The following is a 13,163-nucleotide window of genomic DNA, read 5'->3' as shown; positions in this document are numbered from 1 at the left end:
GCCCACAAGTTCATCCAGGCAGCCAACGCAGAGGCAGCCTGAATGAGGAAGTGGTAACGATTTTTTTAATTTGGAAGCATGCTAATGGCTACGATCCATGTAGACGGCAAAGATTACGAGGTCAACGGGGCGGACAACCTGCTACAGGCATGTCTCTCGTTAGGTCTTGATATTCCGTATTTTTGCTGGCATCCGGCGCTGGGTAGCGTGGGTGCTTGCCGCCAGTGTGCGGTGAAGCAGTATCAGAACGCGGAAGACACGCGCGGACGCCTGGTCATGTCCTGTATGACACCGGCTACCGATAACACCTTTATTTCTATTGACGACGCAGAAGCGAAACAGTTCCGCGAAAGCGTGGTGGAGTGGTTAATGACTAACCACCCGCACGACTGCCCGGTCTGTGAAGAGGGCGGTAACTGCCACCTTCAGGATATGACCGTAATGACCGGTCACAGCTTCCGTCGCTACCGTTTCACCAAGCGTACTCACCGCAACCAGGATCTGGGGCCGTTCATTTCCCATGAAATGAACCGCTGCATCGCCTGCTACCGCTGCGTGCGTTACTACAAAGACTATGCTGACGGCACCGACCTGGGTGTGTACGGCGCGCACGACAACGTCTATTTTGGTCGCCCGGAAGACGGCGTGCTGGAAAGCGAATTCTCCGGCAACCTGGTGGAAATCTGCCCGACCGGCGTGTTCACCGATAAAACGCACTCTGAGCGTTATAACCGTAAATGGGACATGCAGTTTGCGCCGAGCATTTGCCAGCAATGTTCTCTCGGCTGTAACACCAGCCCGGGTGAGCGTTACGGCGAGCTGCGTCGCATCGAAAACCGTTACAACGGTACCGTTAACCACTACTTCCTCTGCGACCGTGGTCGTTTTGGCTATGGCTATGTGAACCTGAAAGACCGTCCGCGTCAGCCGGTTCAGCGTCGTGGTGACGATCTGATCACCCTCAACGCTGAACAGGCGATGCAGGGCGCGGCGGATATTCTGCGTCAATCGAAGAAAGTGATCGGTATCGGTTCCCCGCGCGCCAGCGTGGAAAGCAACTTTGCGCTGCGTGAACTGGTAGGAGCGGAAAACTTCTATACCGGTATCGCCAGCGGCGAGCAGGAACGTCTGGAGCTGATGCTGAAAGTGCTGCGCGAAAGCGGCATTCATACCCCGGCGCTGCGCGACATCGAAACCTACGATGCCGTGCTGGTGCTGGGCGAAGACATTACCCAGACCGGCGCGCGCGTCGCGCTGGCTGTCCGCCAGGCCGTGAAAGGGAAAGCCCGTGAAATGGCCGCCGCGCAGAAAGTCGCGGACTGGCAGATCGCCGCTATCCTCAACATCGGTCAGCGTGCCAAACACCCGCTGTTTGTCACCAACGTTGACAGCACCCGTATGGACGACATCGCCGCCTGGACCTATCGCGCACCGGTTGAAGATCAGGCGCGTTTGGGCTTTGCCATTGCGAATGCCCTCGACGCCAGCGCACCGGCCGTTGAAGGCATCGATCGCGATCTGCAAAACAAGATCGACGTGATCGTCTCGGCGCTGGCCAGCGCGAAAAAACCGCTGATTATTTCCGGTACTAACGCCGGCAGCACGGCGGTCATTCAGGCCGCCGCTAACGTCGCCAAAGCGCTGAAAGGCCGTGGCGCAGACGTCGGCGTGACCATGATTGCCCGTGCAGTGAACAGCGTCGGCCTCGGTATGATCGGCGGCGGCTCGCTGGACGACGCCCTGACCGAACTGGAAACCGGTCGTGCTGATGCGGTGGTGATCCTGGAAAACGATCTGCACCGTCATGCTTCTGCCGCCCGCGTTGACGCCGCGCTCTCCCGCGCGCCGCTGGTGATGGTTATCGACCATCAGCGCACGGCGATCATGGACAAAGCGCACCTGGTGCTCTCTACCGCCAGCTTCGCCGAAAGCGACGGTACGGTGATCAACAACGAAGGCCGCGCACAGCGTTTCTTCCAGGTTTACGATCCGTCTTACTACGACCGCAACGCCATCATGCTGGAAAGCTGGCGCTGGCTGCACTCGCTGCACAGCACCGTGCAGAGCCGCGAAGTGGACTGGACGCAGCTCGATCACGTGATCGACGCCGCGGTTGCGGCGCTGCCGCAGCTGGCCGGTATTAAAGATGCCGCGCCGGATGCCAGCTTCCGTATTCGTGGTCAGAAACTGGCCCGTGAACCGCATCGTTACAGTGGCCGTACCGCCATGCGCGCCAACATCAGCGTGCATGAACCGCGTCAGCCGCAGGACAAAGACACTATGTTTGCCTTCTCTATGGAAGGGAACAACCAGCCATCCGCGCCGCGCTCGCAAATTCCGTTTGCCTGGGCGCCGGGCTGGAACTCCCCGCAGGCATGGAACAAGTTCCAGGCCGAAGTGGGCGGCAAACTGCGTCATGGCGATCCGGGCGTACGTCTGATCGAAGCCTCTGACAGCGCGCTGGATTATTTCGATCACGTACCGGCTGGTTTCCAGGCGGAAGAGGGGAAATGGCGTGTTGCGCCTTACTACCATCTGTTCGGCAGTGACGAAATGTCCCAGCGTTCACCGGTCTTCCAGCAACGTATGCCGCAGCCGTACATTGCGCTCAATCCGGCAGACGCCGCGAAACTGGGCGTGAATGACGGTGCGAAACTTGCCTTCAGCTATGAAGGTCAGACGGTCAGCTTACCGCTGGTGATTTCTGAAGGACTGACGGCAGGGCAGGTCGGCTTGCCGATGGGTATGCCGGGCATCGCGCCGGTACTGGCAGGCGCACGCGTTGAGGATCTGCAGGAGGCACAGCAATGAGTTGGTTTACCCCGGAGTTGATTGACATCCTGCTCAGCATTCTCAAAGCGGTGGTTATTCTGCTGGTTGTGGTGACCTGCGGCGCGTTCATGAGTTTCGGTGAACGCCGTCTGTTGGGCCTGTTCCAGAACCGTTACGGACCGAACCGCGTAGGCTGGGGTGGTTCACTCCAGCTGGTCGCGGACATGATCAAGATGTTCTTCAAAGAGGACTGGGTACCGAAATTCACCGACCGCGTGATTTTCACCCTGGCCCCGATGATTGCCTTCACCTCGCTGCTGCTGGCCTTTGCTATTGTGCCGGTCAGCCCGTCGTGGGTGGTGGCCGATCTGAACATCGGCATCCTGTTCTTCCTGATGATGGCAGGCCTCGCGGTATATGCGGTGCTGTTCGCTGGCTGGTCGAGCAACAACAAATACTCGCTGCTCGGTGCGATGCGTGCATCTGCGCAAACCCTGAGCTACGAAGTGTTCCTCGGCCTCTCGCTGATGGGCGTGGTGGCGCAGGCCGGTTCATTTAATATGACCGATATCGTCAACAACCAGGCCGACATCTGGAACGTGATCCCGCAGTTCTTCGGGTTTATCACCTTTGCTATCGCGGGCGTGGCAGTGTGTCACCGTCACCCGTTTGACCAGCCGGAAGCCGAGCAGGAACTGGCCGACGGTTACCACATTGAATATTCCGGTATGAAATTCGGTCTGTTCTTTGTGGGGGAGTACATCGGTATCGTCACCATTTCCGCGCTGATGGTTACCCTGTTCTTCGGTGGCTGGCATGGCCCGTTCTTACCGCCCTTCATCTGGTTCGCACTGAAAACCGCGTTCTTCATGATGATGTTCATTTTGATCCGCGCAGCATTGCCTCGTCCGCGTTATGACCAGGTGATGTCCTTCGGCTGGAAAGTTTGCCTGCCGCTGACGCTACTCAACTTGCTGGGCACCGCGGCTGTCATTCTCTGGCAGGCGCAATAAGGGGTGAAAAGACCATGACTTTAAAAGAAATAATTGTGGGCTTCGGCACCCAGGTTCGCAGTATCTGGATGATCGGCCTGCATGCGTTCGCCAAACGCGAAACGCGTATGTACCCGGAAGAGCCGGTTTATCTGGCGCCTCGTTACCGTGGCCGTATCGTGCTGACGCGCGATCCGGACGGCGCTGAGCGTTGCGTAGCCTGTAACCTGTGTGCGGTTGCCTGTCCGGTTGGCTGTATCTCTCTGCAAAAAGCAGAGACGAAAGACGGCCGCTGGTATCCGGAGTTTTTCCGCATTAACTTCTCACGCTGCATTTTCTGCGGCATGTGCGAAGAGGCCTGCCCGACAACGGCGATCCAGTTAACGCCGGACTTCGAGCTTGGCGAGTTCAAGCGTCAGGATTTGGTCTACGAAAAAGAGGATCTGCTGATCTCCGGTCCGGGCAAATACCCGGAATATAACTACTACCGGATGGCAGGTATGGCAATCGACGGCAAAGATAAAGGTGAAGCGGAAAACGAAGCCAAACCTATCGACGTCAAAGGCCTGTTACCGTAAGGAGAGGGGCAATGGAGTTCGCTTTTTATATCTGTGGCCTGGTTGCCATCCTGACGACGCTGCGGGTGATAACCCACACTAATCCGGTGCATGCGCTGCTGTACCTGATTATGTCCCTGCTGGCGATTGCCGGGGTCTTCTTCTCCTTAGGCGCCTATTTTGCGGGCGCCCTGGAAATCATCGTCTACGCCGGGGCCATTATGGTGCTGTTCGTATTCGTGGTGATGATGCTGAACCTCGGCGGCGCTGAAATCGAGCAGGAACGTCAGTGGTTGAAACCGCAAATCTGGATTGGTCCTGGCGCGTTGTCAGCCATCCTGCTGGCGGTGATGATCTACGCCATTCTCGGCGTCAACGACCAGGGCATCGACGGGACGCCAATCAGCGCGAAAGCGGTGGGCATTACCCTGTTCGGGCCATACGTTCTGGCGGTTGAACTGGCGTCCATGCTGCTGCTGGCGGGTCTGGTCGTCGCCTTCCACGTGGGTCGTGAAGAACGCGCGGGCGAAGTGCTCAGCAACCGTCCTGGCGATGCGAAAAGAAAAACGGAGGAGCACGCATGATCCCCTTACAACATGGACTGATCCTCGCCGCGATACTGTTTGTACTCGGTCTGACCGGTCTGGTTATCCGACGCAATCTGCTGTTTATGCTGATTGGGCTGGAAATCATGATTAACGCGGCGGCACTGGCTTTTGTCGTCGCCGGTAGCTACTGGGGCCAGACCGATGGTCAGGTGATGTATATCCTCGCCATCAGCCTTGCGGCAGCAGAAGCCAGTATTGGTCTTGCGCTGTTACTGCAACTGCATCGCCGTCGCCAGAGCCTGAATATCGATTCAGTAAGTGAGTTGCGTGGATGAACATGCTTGCCTTAACCATTATTTTGCCATTGATTGGCTTTTTACTGCTCTCCTTCTCCCGCGGTCGCTGGTCGGAAAACCTCTCCGCCGCGGTTGGAATGGGTTCAGTCGGTCTGGCGGCGCTGGTGACCGCCATTGTCGGCTTCGACTTCTTTAATAACGGTCAACAGGCCTACAGCCAGCCGTTGTGGACCTGGATGTCGGTGGGCGATTTCAACATCGGCTTTAACCTGGTGCTGGATGGTCTGTCGCTGACCATGCTCTCCGTGGTAACCGGCGTTGGCTTCCTGATCCACATGTTTGCCTCCTGGTACATGCGCGGCGAAGAGGGCTACTCCCGCTTCTTCGCCTACACCAACCTGTTCATCGCGAGCATGGTGGTGCTGGTACTGGCGGACAACCTGCTGCTGATGTATCTCGGCTGGGAAGGCGTGGGCCTGTGCTCCTATCTGCTGATCGGTTTCTACTACACCGATCCGAAGAATGGCGCGGCAGCAATGAAAGCGTTCGTGGTGACCCGCGTCGGCGACGTGTTCCTGGCCTTCGCGCTGTTCATTCTTTATAACGAACTGGGTACGCTCAACTTCCGCGAAATGGTGGAACTGGCACCGGCGCACTTCGAGGCTGGCAATAATATGCTGACCTGGGCGACGCTGATGCTGCTGGGCGGTGCGGTCGGTAAATCGGCACAGCTGCCGTTGCAGACCTGGCTTGCTGACGCGATGGCGGGTCCGACTCCGGTTTCCGCGCTGATCCACGCCGCGACCATGGTGACTGCCGGTGTCTACCTGATTGCCCGTACGCATGGTCTGTTCCTGATGACCCCGGAAATCCTGCATCTGGTGGGGATTGTCGGTGCCGTCACTCTGGTGCTGGCAGGCTTTGCCGCGCTGGTGCAAACGGACATCAAACGTGTACTCGCTTACTCCACCATGAGCCAGATTGGCTACATGTTCCTGGCGCTCGGCGTACAGGCGTGGGATGCGGCGATTTTCCATCTGATGACCCACGCGTTCTTTAAAGCGCTGCTGTTCCTCTCGTCCGGTTCGGTGATCCTTGCCTGCCATCACGAGCAGAACATCTTCAAAATGGGCGGCCTGCGTAAGTCTATTCCGCTGGTGTATGTCTGCTTCCTGGTGGGTGGCGCGGCGCTTTCCGCACTGCCGCTGATCACCGCAGGCTTCTTCAGTAAGGATGAAATCCTCGCGGGCGCGATGGCGAACGGACACATGAATCTGATGGTGGCAGGTCTGGCGGGCGCATTTATGACCTCGCTGTATACCTTCCGCATGATTTTCATCGTCTTCCACGGTAAAGAACAAATTCACGCACACGCAGGGAAGGGGATTACCCACCATCTGCCGCTGATTGTTCTGCTGGTGCTCTCCACCTTTGTGGGCGCGATGATCGTGCCGCCGTTGCAGGGTGTTCTGCCGGAAACCACCGAGCTTGAGCATGGCAGCGTGATGACGCTGGAAATCGCATCGGGCGTGATCGCCATTGCCGGGATCCTGATTGCCGCCTGGCTGTGGCTTGGCAAGCGCACTCTGGTGACCTCAATCGCCAACAGCGCGCCGGGCCGCCTGCTGGGGACCTGGTGGTACAACGCCTGGGGCTTCGACTGGCTGTATGACAAAATTTTCGTAAAACCATTCCTGGGTATCGCCTGGCTTATCAAGCGTGACCCGCTGAATGCGTTGATGAACATCCCGGCAATCCTCTCCCGCCTGGCGGGTAAAGGTCTGCTGTTTAGCGAGAACGGCTATCTGCGCTGGTATGTGGCATCCATGAGCATCGGTGCGGTGGTCGTCCTCGCGCTGTTGATGGTATTGCGTTGATTTTTTGTGAAGTGTTTAGAATATAAGGGACATACGCAGCTATGTTATTACCCTGGTTAATACTTATCCCGTTTATTGGCGGCTTCCTGTGCTGGCAGACCGAACGCTTCGGCGTGAAGATGCCGCGCTGGATCGCGCTGGTCACAATGGGACTGACGCTGGCGCTTTCCCTGCAACTGTGGTTGCAGGGCGGCTACTCTCTGACCCAATCGGCTGGTTTACCGCAGTGGCAGTCTGAATTCCTGCTGCCGTGGATCCCACGCTTTGGCATCAGCATTCACCTGGCGCTGGATGGCCTGTCACTGCTGATGGTGGTGCTGACCGGATTCCTCGGCGTGCTGGCGGTACTCTGCTCCTGGCGCGAAATCGAGAAATATCAGGGCTTCTTCCATCTGAACCTGATGTGGATCCTGGGCGGCGTTATCGGCGTGTTCCTTGCCATCGACATGTTCCTCTTCTTCTTCTTCTGGGAAATGATGCTGGTGCCGATGTACTTCCTGATCGCACTGTGGGGCCATAAAGCCTCCGACGGGAAGACGCGTATCACTGCCGCGACCAAGTTCTTCATCTATACCCAGGCGAGCGGTCTGGTGATGTTGATCGCCATCCTGGCGCTGGTGTTCGTGCACTACAATGCGACCGGCGTCTGGACCTTCAGCTACGAGCAGCTGCTCAAGACGCCGATGTCCCATGGCGTTGAATATCTGCTGATGCTGGGCTTCTTCATTGCCTTCGCGGTGAAAATGCCGGTAGTACCGCTGCACGGCTGGTTGCCGGACGCGCACTCCCAGGCGCCAACCGCAGGTTCTGTTGACCTGGCGGGGATCCTGCTGAAAACCGCGGCCTACGGTCTGCTGCGCTTCTCGCTGCCGCTGTTCCCGAACGCCTCCGCTGAGTTCGCCCCCATTGCCATGTGGCTGGGTGTGATTGGCATCTTCTACGGCGCATGGATGGCATTCGCACAGACCGACATCAAACGTCTGATTGCTTACACCTCCGTTTCGCACATGGGCTTCGTGCTGATCGCGATCTATACCGGTAGCCAGCTGGCGTTCCAGGGCGCGGTGATCCAGATGATTGCGCACGGTCTGTCTGCCGCCGGTATGTTTATTATCTGCGGTCAGATGTACGAACGTCTGCATACCCGTGATATGCGCATGATGGGCGGCCTGTGGAGCAAAATTAAATGGCTGCCAGCGCTGTCGATGTTCTTTGCCGTGGCGACTCTCGGGATGCCGGGCACCGGTAACTTCGTCGGTGAATTCATGATCCTGTTCGGCAGCTATCAGGTTGTGCCGGTGATCACTGTGATTTCGACCTTCGGTCTGGTCTTCGCGTCAGTTTACTCGCTGGCGATGCTGCACCGCGCCTTCTTCGGGCAAGCGAAGAGCGAGATCGCAAGTAAAGAACTGCCGGGAATGTCACTGCGCGAGCTGTTTATCATTCTGTTGCTGGTCGTGCTTCTGGTACTGCTTGGCTTCTATCCGCAGCCGATTCTGGATACCTCGCATTCTGCGATGAGCAATATCCAGCAGTGGTTTGTTAATTCCGTTTCTACTACAAGGCCGTAAATCGCCATGACAATAACTCCACAACACCTGATTGCGCTGCTACCGCTGCTGATCGTCGGATTGACGGTGGTGGTTGTGATGCTCTCCATTGCGTGGCGACGCAACCACTTTACCAATGCCACGCTGTCGGTCATTGGGCTTAACGCCGCGTTAGTGTCGCTCTGGTTTGTTGGCCAGGCGGGCGCCATGGATGTCACGCCGCTGATGCGCGTAGACGGTTACGCAATGTTCTACACCGGCCTTGTGCTGCTGGCGAGCCTCGCAACCTGTACCTTCGCGTATCCGTGGCTTGAGGGCTACTACGACAACAAAGAAGAGTTTTACCTGCTGGTGCTGATTGCCGCCCTGGGTGGCATTCTGCTGGCGAACGCTAACCATATGGCTTCGCTGTTCCTCGGTATCGAGCTTATCTCGCTGCCGCTGTTCGGCCTGGTGGGTTACGCTTTCCGTCAGAAACGCTCGCTGGAAGCCAGTATCAAATACACCATTCTGTCTGCCGCCGCCTCGTCGTTCCTGCTGTTCGGCATCGCACTGGTTTATGCGCAGACCGGCAACCTGTCGTTCCCTGGCCTCGGTAAGAGCCTGGGCGACGGCATGCTGCACGAGCCGCTGCTGCTGGCAGGCCTGGGTATGATGATCGTCGGTCTGGGCTTTAAGCTGTCGCTGGTGCCGTTCCATCTGTGGACGCCAGACGTTTACCAGGGTGCGCCTGCTCCGGTTTCCACCTTCCTGGCAACCGCCAGCAAAATCGCCATCTTTGGCGTGGTGATGCGTCTGTTCCTGTATGCGCCGGTGGGCGACAGCGAAGCGGTTCGCATGGTGCTGGGTATTATCGCCGCGGCTTCCATCATCTTCGGCAACCTGATGGCGCTGAGCCAGAGCAATATCAAGCGTCTGCTTGGTTACTCCTCTATCTCGCACCTCGGCTACCTGCTGGTGGCGCTGATTGCGCTGCAAAGCGGTCAGATGTCGATGGAAACGGTGGGCGTGTATCTGGCCGGTTACCTGTTCAGCAGCCTCGGCGCGTTCGGCGTGGTAAGCCTGATGTCCAGCCCGTACCGTGGCCCGGACGCGGATTCCCTGTACTCCTATCGTGGTCTGTTCTGGCACCGTCCGGTTCTGTCTGCGGTGATGACGGTGATGATGCTGTCGCTGGCGGGTATTCCGATGACGCTGGGCTTTATCGGTAAGTTCTACGTGCTGGCCGTGGGTGTGCAGGCGAACCTGTGGTGGCTGACCGGTGCTGTTGTGCTCGGCTCCGCGATTGGTCTCTACTACTACCTGCGCGTGGCAGTGAGCCTGTATCTGAACGCTCCGCAGCAACTGAACCGCGATGCGCCGTCTAACTGGCAGTACAGCGCAGGCGGTATCGTGGTGCTGATCTCCGCGTTGCTGGTACTGCTGTTGGGTGTCTACCCGCAGCCGCTGATCGACATCGTGCAGCTCGCGAAGCCGCTGATGTAAGCGCGTTAGCCCATAAAAAAACCGCCGATGATTCGGCGGTTTTTTTTCGTCTTCTTAAAAAAATGCCGGGTAAGCATAAGCGCCACCCGGCAACCATCCATCTTACACAAACTGCTTATGGCTAATCAGCGGCCCGCTGACGTGCTGCGTGGCGCGATCCAGCACTTCCTGGATCACCGCGGAAAGCTCATTGATTTCAAACTTGGCGACGTAGCCATCGGCCTGCACTTTACGCACATGATCTTCGTTCGCGCTGCCGGACAGCGACGAGTGGATCACCACCGGAATATGCTTCAGACGCTCATCGGTTTTGATTTTGCGCGTCAGGGTGAAGCCGTCCATTTCCGGCATTTCCAGGTCGGTCAGCACCATCGAAATCTTATCGCTAATCGGCACGCCTTCCGCTTCCGCCTGCTGCGCCAGCACCTGAATGCGCTCCCACGCATCTTTACCGGTGATGTGCATGGTGTTCGGAATGTTCATGGATTCCAGGCCTTTTTCCAGCATGGCGCGCGCCACTTTGGAATCTTCGGCGACAATGGCCACCGCGCCCGGCTTCATATTGAACTTTTTAGTGTTCTCCAGATTTTTGGCATGCAGATCGTGGTCCGGCGGCGTAATGTCATAAAGGATCTGCTCAACGTCCAGCACCAGCGCCAGATTATTGGAATCCTGCTCATCGTCGAGACAGGCGATACTGGTGATGTAGCGACCATTAACGGCTTTCTCAGCCGTGTGCACCTGTTTCCAGTCCAGACGAATAATGTTCTCCACTGACTCGACGGCAAACGCCTGTACGCTACGGGCGTACTCGGTGATGAGCAGAATATTCAGTCCGGTAGTGGGTTTGCAGCCCGCCACCGCCGTCAAATCAATCACCGGAATGATTTGATCGCGGATATTCACCATTCCCATCATCGGCGGCTTCATCCCGGCAGGGCGGGTGAAGGTGGGCATGGGCACAATTTCACGCAGTTTGAAAACGTTTATGCCAAAGAGCTCTGACTTCGCGTCATGCACCGACGCGCCAAGACGGAACAGCAAAAGCTCAAAGCGGTTGGACAGGGTAAGATTAGCCCTGTCATCAATATCTTTCTGGAAACTATCCATCGTGCCCTCGGAGTGGAATGCGTGCGTTAACACTGTTATCGGCACGCCGGGGGAAAAATGGAGGAACGTTTTACATCAAACTGTGATGACAACGAAATCTTCAGCCAGAATACTCTCGGGGAAGATGGCCCGGCATTCCTCCACCAGCTTCTGGCTGCTGACGGCGTCGTAGCGTGAACTGATATGCGTCATCACCAGCCGTCCGGCATTGGCGTCACGGGCCAGCTGCGCCGCCTGACGCGTGGAGCTGTGACCACGGCTGTTGGCTTTTGCCTCCATTGCCGCCTCCAGCGTGGTTTCATGCACCATCAGATCCACATCCTGCGCCAGGTCGCGCGCGGCGGGGCAGGGGGCGGTATCGCCAAAAATCGCCAGCTTTTTACCCGGCGTGGCGGGGGAGAGATAATCCTGGCCGTCGATCACACGCCCGTCATCCAGCGTTACCCGTTCTCCGGCTTTCAGACGCTGAAACAGCGGGCCGGGCGCCACGCCTGCATCCCGAAGCGCACGGGCATCCAGCGCGCCGGGCTTATCATGCTCTTCGATACGGTAGCCGTAACACTCCAGCGGATGATCCAGCGGGTAAGCGGTCACGCGGCGTAACCCGTCATCCATCACTTCGCCTGCGCTAATCTCAACAACGCTCAACGGGTAATCCGTCCAGGTGCCGCTCAGACGCAGCGTGGTTTCAATAAACTCGCGGATGCCCTGCGGGCCATACACCGTTAACGGCTGAGTGATCCCTGCCATGGAGCGGCTGCATATCAGTCCCGGCAGGCCAAACAGGTGATCGCCATGCAGATGAGTAAGAAAAATTTTCTCTATCTTGCCGGGATGATACGGGGTTTTCATCAGTTGATGCTGTGTACTTTCGCCGCAGTCAAACAGCCACAGCGCGGGCTGCGTCGGGTGTTGCAGGTTCAACAACAGCGCGCTGACGTTGCGTGTGCGCGACGGCACCCCCGCCGAGGTGCCAAGAAAGAGAAGTTCCATATGTGCGTTACGCCCTTTCCGGAAGATGAAAAGCCATTAGTATAGCGAGAGGCGAATCAATTAAGGAGAGCACCATGATCCACTGGCAAGATCTGCACCACAGCGAACTGAGCGTCAGCGCGCTTTACGAATTACTCAAATTACGCTGCGAAGTCTTTGTGGTGGAGCAAAACTGCGTCTATCAGGATGTAGACGGTGAAGATCTGAACGGGGAGAATCGCCATCTGCTCGGCTGGCGCGATAACCAGCTGGTGGCGTATGCGAGGATTCTGAAAAATGAGGATGATTTCGCCCCGGTAGTGATTGGCCGGGTCATCGTCAGCCCACAGGTCAGGGGGGAGAAACTGGGTTATCAGCTGATGGATCGGGCGGTTGCCAGTTGTCAGCAAAACTGGCCGCAGCGCGCGATATATCTGGGTGCGCAGGCACATTTGCAATCTTTCTATGCCCATTTTGGCTTCCGGCCGGTGACCGATATTTATGACGAAGACGGTATCCCGCACATCGGTATGGCGCGGGAAGTTCGCCAGGCGTAACCGCAGGTCATTGACTATAGTTAGCAAACCAGTGCAAAACATGGAGAAAACAAATGACTAACCAATTCACAGAAACACGCGTTGACGACGACCTGACCCTGCTGAGCGAAACGCTGGAAGAGGTGTTACGTTCCTCCGGCGATCCTGCTGACCAGAAATATATCGAACTGAAAGCACGCGCCGAACAAGCGCTGCACGACGTGAAGTCCCGCGTGAGCCAGGCTTCCGACAACTACTACATGCGCGCCAAGCAGGTTGCCTACCGTGCAGATGATTACGTGCATGAAAAACCGTGGCAGGGCGTAGGTATTGGTGCTGCTGCAGGCCTGGTGCTGGGTCTGCTACTGCGCCGCTAATTAATTTTTCACATTAGTTCGCTAATGTTAGCAGCCTCCTGTTCAGGAGGCTGTTTTGTTTTACCTGTCTTATAAGTTTAATCTTATTTAT

Annotated in this window: 12 protein-coding genes; 10 read left to right on the top strand and 2 right to left on the bottom strand. The window is 57.2% G+C overall.

The window, feature by feature from the left end:
• The first annotated feature begins 84 nt into the window (after window positions 1-84).
• The 8 genes from nuoG to nuoN are packed head-to-tail and all read left to right on the top strand — an operon-like array spanning window position 85 to window position 10,077.
• A complete protein-coding gene (nuoG, locus tag BMF08_RS19695; protein WP_072569203.1) occupies window positions 85-2,811 on the top strand; it encodes an NADH-quinone oxidoreductase subunit NuoG in 2,727 nt (908 codons plus the stop codon).
• Window positions 2,808-3,785: an NADH-quinone oxidoreductase subunit NuoH gene (gene nuoH, locus BMF08_RS19690; protein WP_072569202.1), complete on the top strand. Its 978-nt coding sequence runs from the start codon at window positions 2,808-2,810 to the stop codon at window positions 3,783-3,785. The genes nuoG and nuoH overlap by 4 nt, the downstream gene beginning before the upstream one ends.
• Before the next feature lie 14 nt (window positions 3,786-3,799).
• Entirely contained in the window at window positions 3,800-4,342 is a 543-nt protein-coding gene (gene nuoI, locus BMF08_RS19685) for an NADH-quinone oxidoreductase subunit NuoI (RefSeq protein ID WP_072569201.1), read from the top strand.
• An 11-nt stretch (window positions 4,343-4,353) separates the two neighbouring features.
• A complete protein-coding gene (nuoJ, locus tag BMF08_RS19680; RefSeq protein ID WP_072569200.1) occupies window positions 4,354-4,905 on the top strand; it encodes an NADH-quinone oxidoreductase subunit J in 552 nt (183 codons plus the stop codon).
• Window positions 4,902-5,204 (top strand): NADH-quinone oxidoreductase subunit NuoK, encoded by a 303-nt coding sequence (nuoK, locus tag BMF08_RS19675; RefSeq protein WP_072569199.1) that lies wholly within the window; start codon window positions 4,902-4,904, stop codon window positions 5,202-5,204. The genes nuoJ and nuoK overlap by 4 nt, the downstream gene beginning before the upstream one ends.
• Entirely contained in the window at window positions 5,201-7,042 is a 1,842-nt protein-coding gene (gene nuoL, locus BMF08_RS19670) for an NADH-quinone oxidoreductase subunit L (RefSeq protein WP_072569198.1), read from the top strand. Before nuoK ends, nuoL begins: the two co-directional genes overlap by 4 nt.
• A gap of 41 nt (window positions 7,043-7,083) precedes the next feature.
• Window positions 7,084-8,613: an NADH-quinone oxidoreductase subunit M gene (gene nuoM / locus BMF08_RS19665; protein ID WP_072569197.1), complete on the top strand. Its 1,530-nt coding sequence runs from the start codon at window positions 7,084-7,086 to the stop codon at window positions 8,611-8,613.
• A gap of 6 nt (window positions 8,614-8,619) precedes the next feature.
• Window positions 8,620-10,077, top strand: a complete 1,458-nt coding sequence (nuoN, locus tag BMF08_RS19660; protein ID WP_072569196.1) for an NADH-quinone oxidoreductase subunit NuoN — start codon at window positions 8,620-8,622, stop codon at window positions 10,075-10,077.
• Window positions 10,078-10,179: 102 nt separating this feature from the next.
• On the opposite strand, the gene BMF08_RS19655 is transcribed toward nuoN, so the two are convergent.
• Window positions 10,180-11,187, bottom strand: coding sequence for a chemotaxis protein (locus tag BMF08_RS19655; RefSeq protein ID WP_072569195.1), 1,008 nt, complete (start codon window positions 11,185-11,187; stop codon window positions 10,180-10,182).
• Between the two features lie 75 nt (window positions 11,188-11,262).
• The gene (gene rbn / locus BMF08_RS19650; protein WP_072569194.1) at window positions 11,263-12,180 is read right to left on the bottom strand and encodes a ribonuclease BN; all 918 of its coding nucleotides are present in this window, start codon (window positions 12,178-12,180) and stop codon (window positions 11,263-11,265) included.
• 74 nt (window positions 12,181-12,254) lie between these two features.
• Between rbn and BMF08_RS19645 the strand changes: the two genes are divergently transcribed.
• Complete coding sequence (locus BMF08_RS19645; RefSeq protein ID WP_072569193.1) at window positions 12,255-12,716, top strand: GNAT family N-acetyltransferase; 462 nt, start codon at window positions 12,255-12,257, stop codon at window positions 12,714-12,716.
• Window positions 12,717-12,769: 53 nt separating this feature from the next.
• Complete coding sequence (gene elaB / locus BMF08_RS19640; protein WP_072569192.1) at window positions 12,770-13,072, top strand: stress response protein ElaB; 303 nt, start codon at window positions 12,770-12,772, stop codon at window positions 13,070-13,072.
• Window positions 13,073-13,163 lie beyond the last annotated feature (91 nt).

This window comes from Enterobacter sp. SA187 (genome assembly GCF_001888805.2).
Taxonomy (GTDB): domain Bacteria; phylum Pseudomonadota; class Gammaproteobacteria; order Enterobacterales; family Enterobacteriaceae; genus Enterobacter_D.
Note: the sequence above shows the minus strand (reverse complement) of the source record. Positions and strands in the feature narration are given on the sequence as shown.

What these genes read in the sequence shown, in the direction of transcription:
- rbn (WP_072569194.1), bottom strand. Translation starts at nt 12,180, where the DNA reads ATGGAACTTCTCTTTCTTGGCACCTCGGCGGGGGTGCCGTCGCGCACA.
- nuoM (WP_072569197.1), top strand. Translation starts at nt 7,084, where the DNA reads ATGTTATTACCCTGGTTAATACTTATCCCGTTTATTGGCGGCTTCCTG.
- nuoG (WP_072569203.1), top strand. Translation starts at nt 85, where the DNA reads ATGGCTACGATCCATGTAGACGGCAAAGATTACGAGGTCAACGGGGCG.
- nuoJ (WP_072569200.1), top strand. Translation starts at nt 4,354, where the DNA reads ATGGAGTTCGCTTTTTATATCTGTGGCCTGGTTGCCATCCTGACGACG.
- nuoL (WP_072569198.1), top strand. Translation starts at nt 5,201, where the DNA reads ATGAACATGCTTGCCTTAACCATTATTTTGCCATTGATTGGCTTTTTA.
- elaB (WP_072569192.1), top strand. Translation starts at nt 12,770, where the DNA reads ATGACTAACCAATTCACAGAAACACGCGTTGACGACGACCTGACCCTG.
- BMF08_RS19645 (WP_072569193.1), top strand. Translation starts at nt 12,255, where the DNA reads ATGATCCACTGGCAAGATCTGCACCACAGCGAACTGAGCGTCAGCGCG.
- nuoK (WP_072569199.1), top strand. Translation starts at nt 4,902, where the DNA reads ATGATCCCCTTACAACATGGACTGATCCTCGCCGCGATACTGTTTGTA.
- nuoH (WP_072569202.1), top strand. Translation starts at nt 2,808, where the DNA reads ATGAGTTGGTTTACCCCGGAGTTGATTGACATCCTGCTCAGCATTCTC.
- nuoI (WP_072569201.1), top strand. Translation starts at nt 3,800, where the DNA reads ATGACTTTAAAAGAAATAATTGTGGGCTTCGGCACCCAGGTTCGCAGT.
- nuoN (WP_072569196.1), top strand. Translation starts at nt 8,620, where the DNA reads ATGACAATAACTCCACAACACCTGATTGCGCTGCTACCGCTGCTGATC.
- BMF08_RS19655 (WP_072569195.1), bottom strand. Translation starts at nt 11,187, where the DNA reads ATGGATAGTTTCCAGAAAGATATTGATGACAGGGCTAATCTTACCCTG.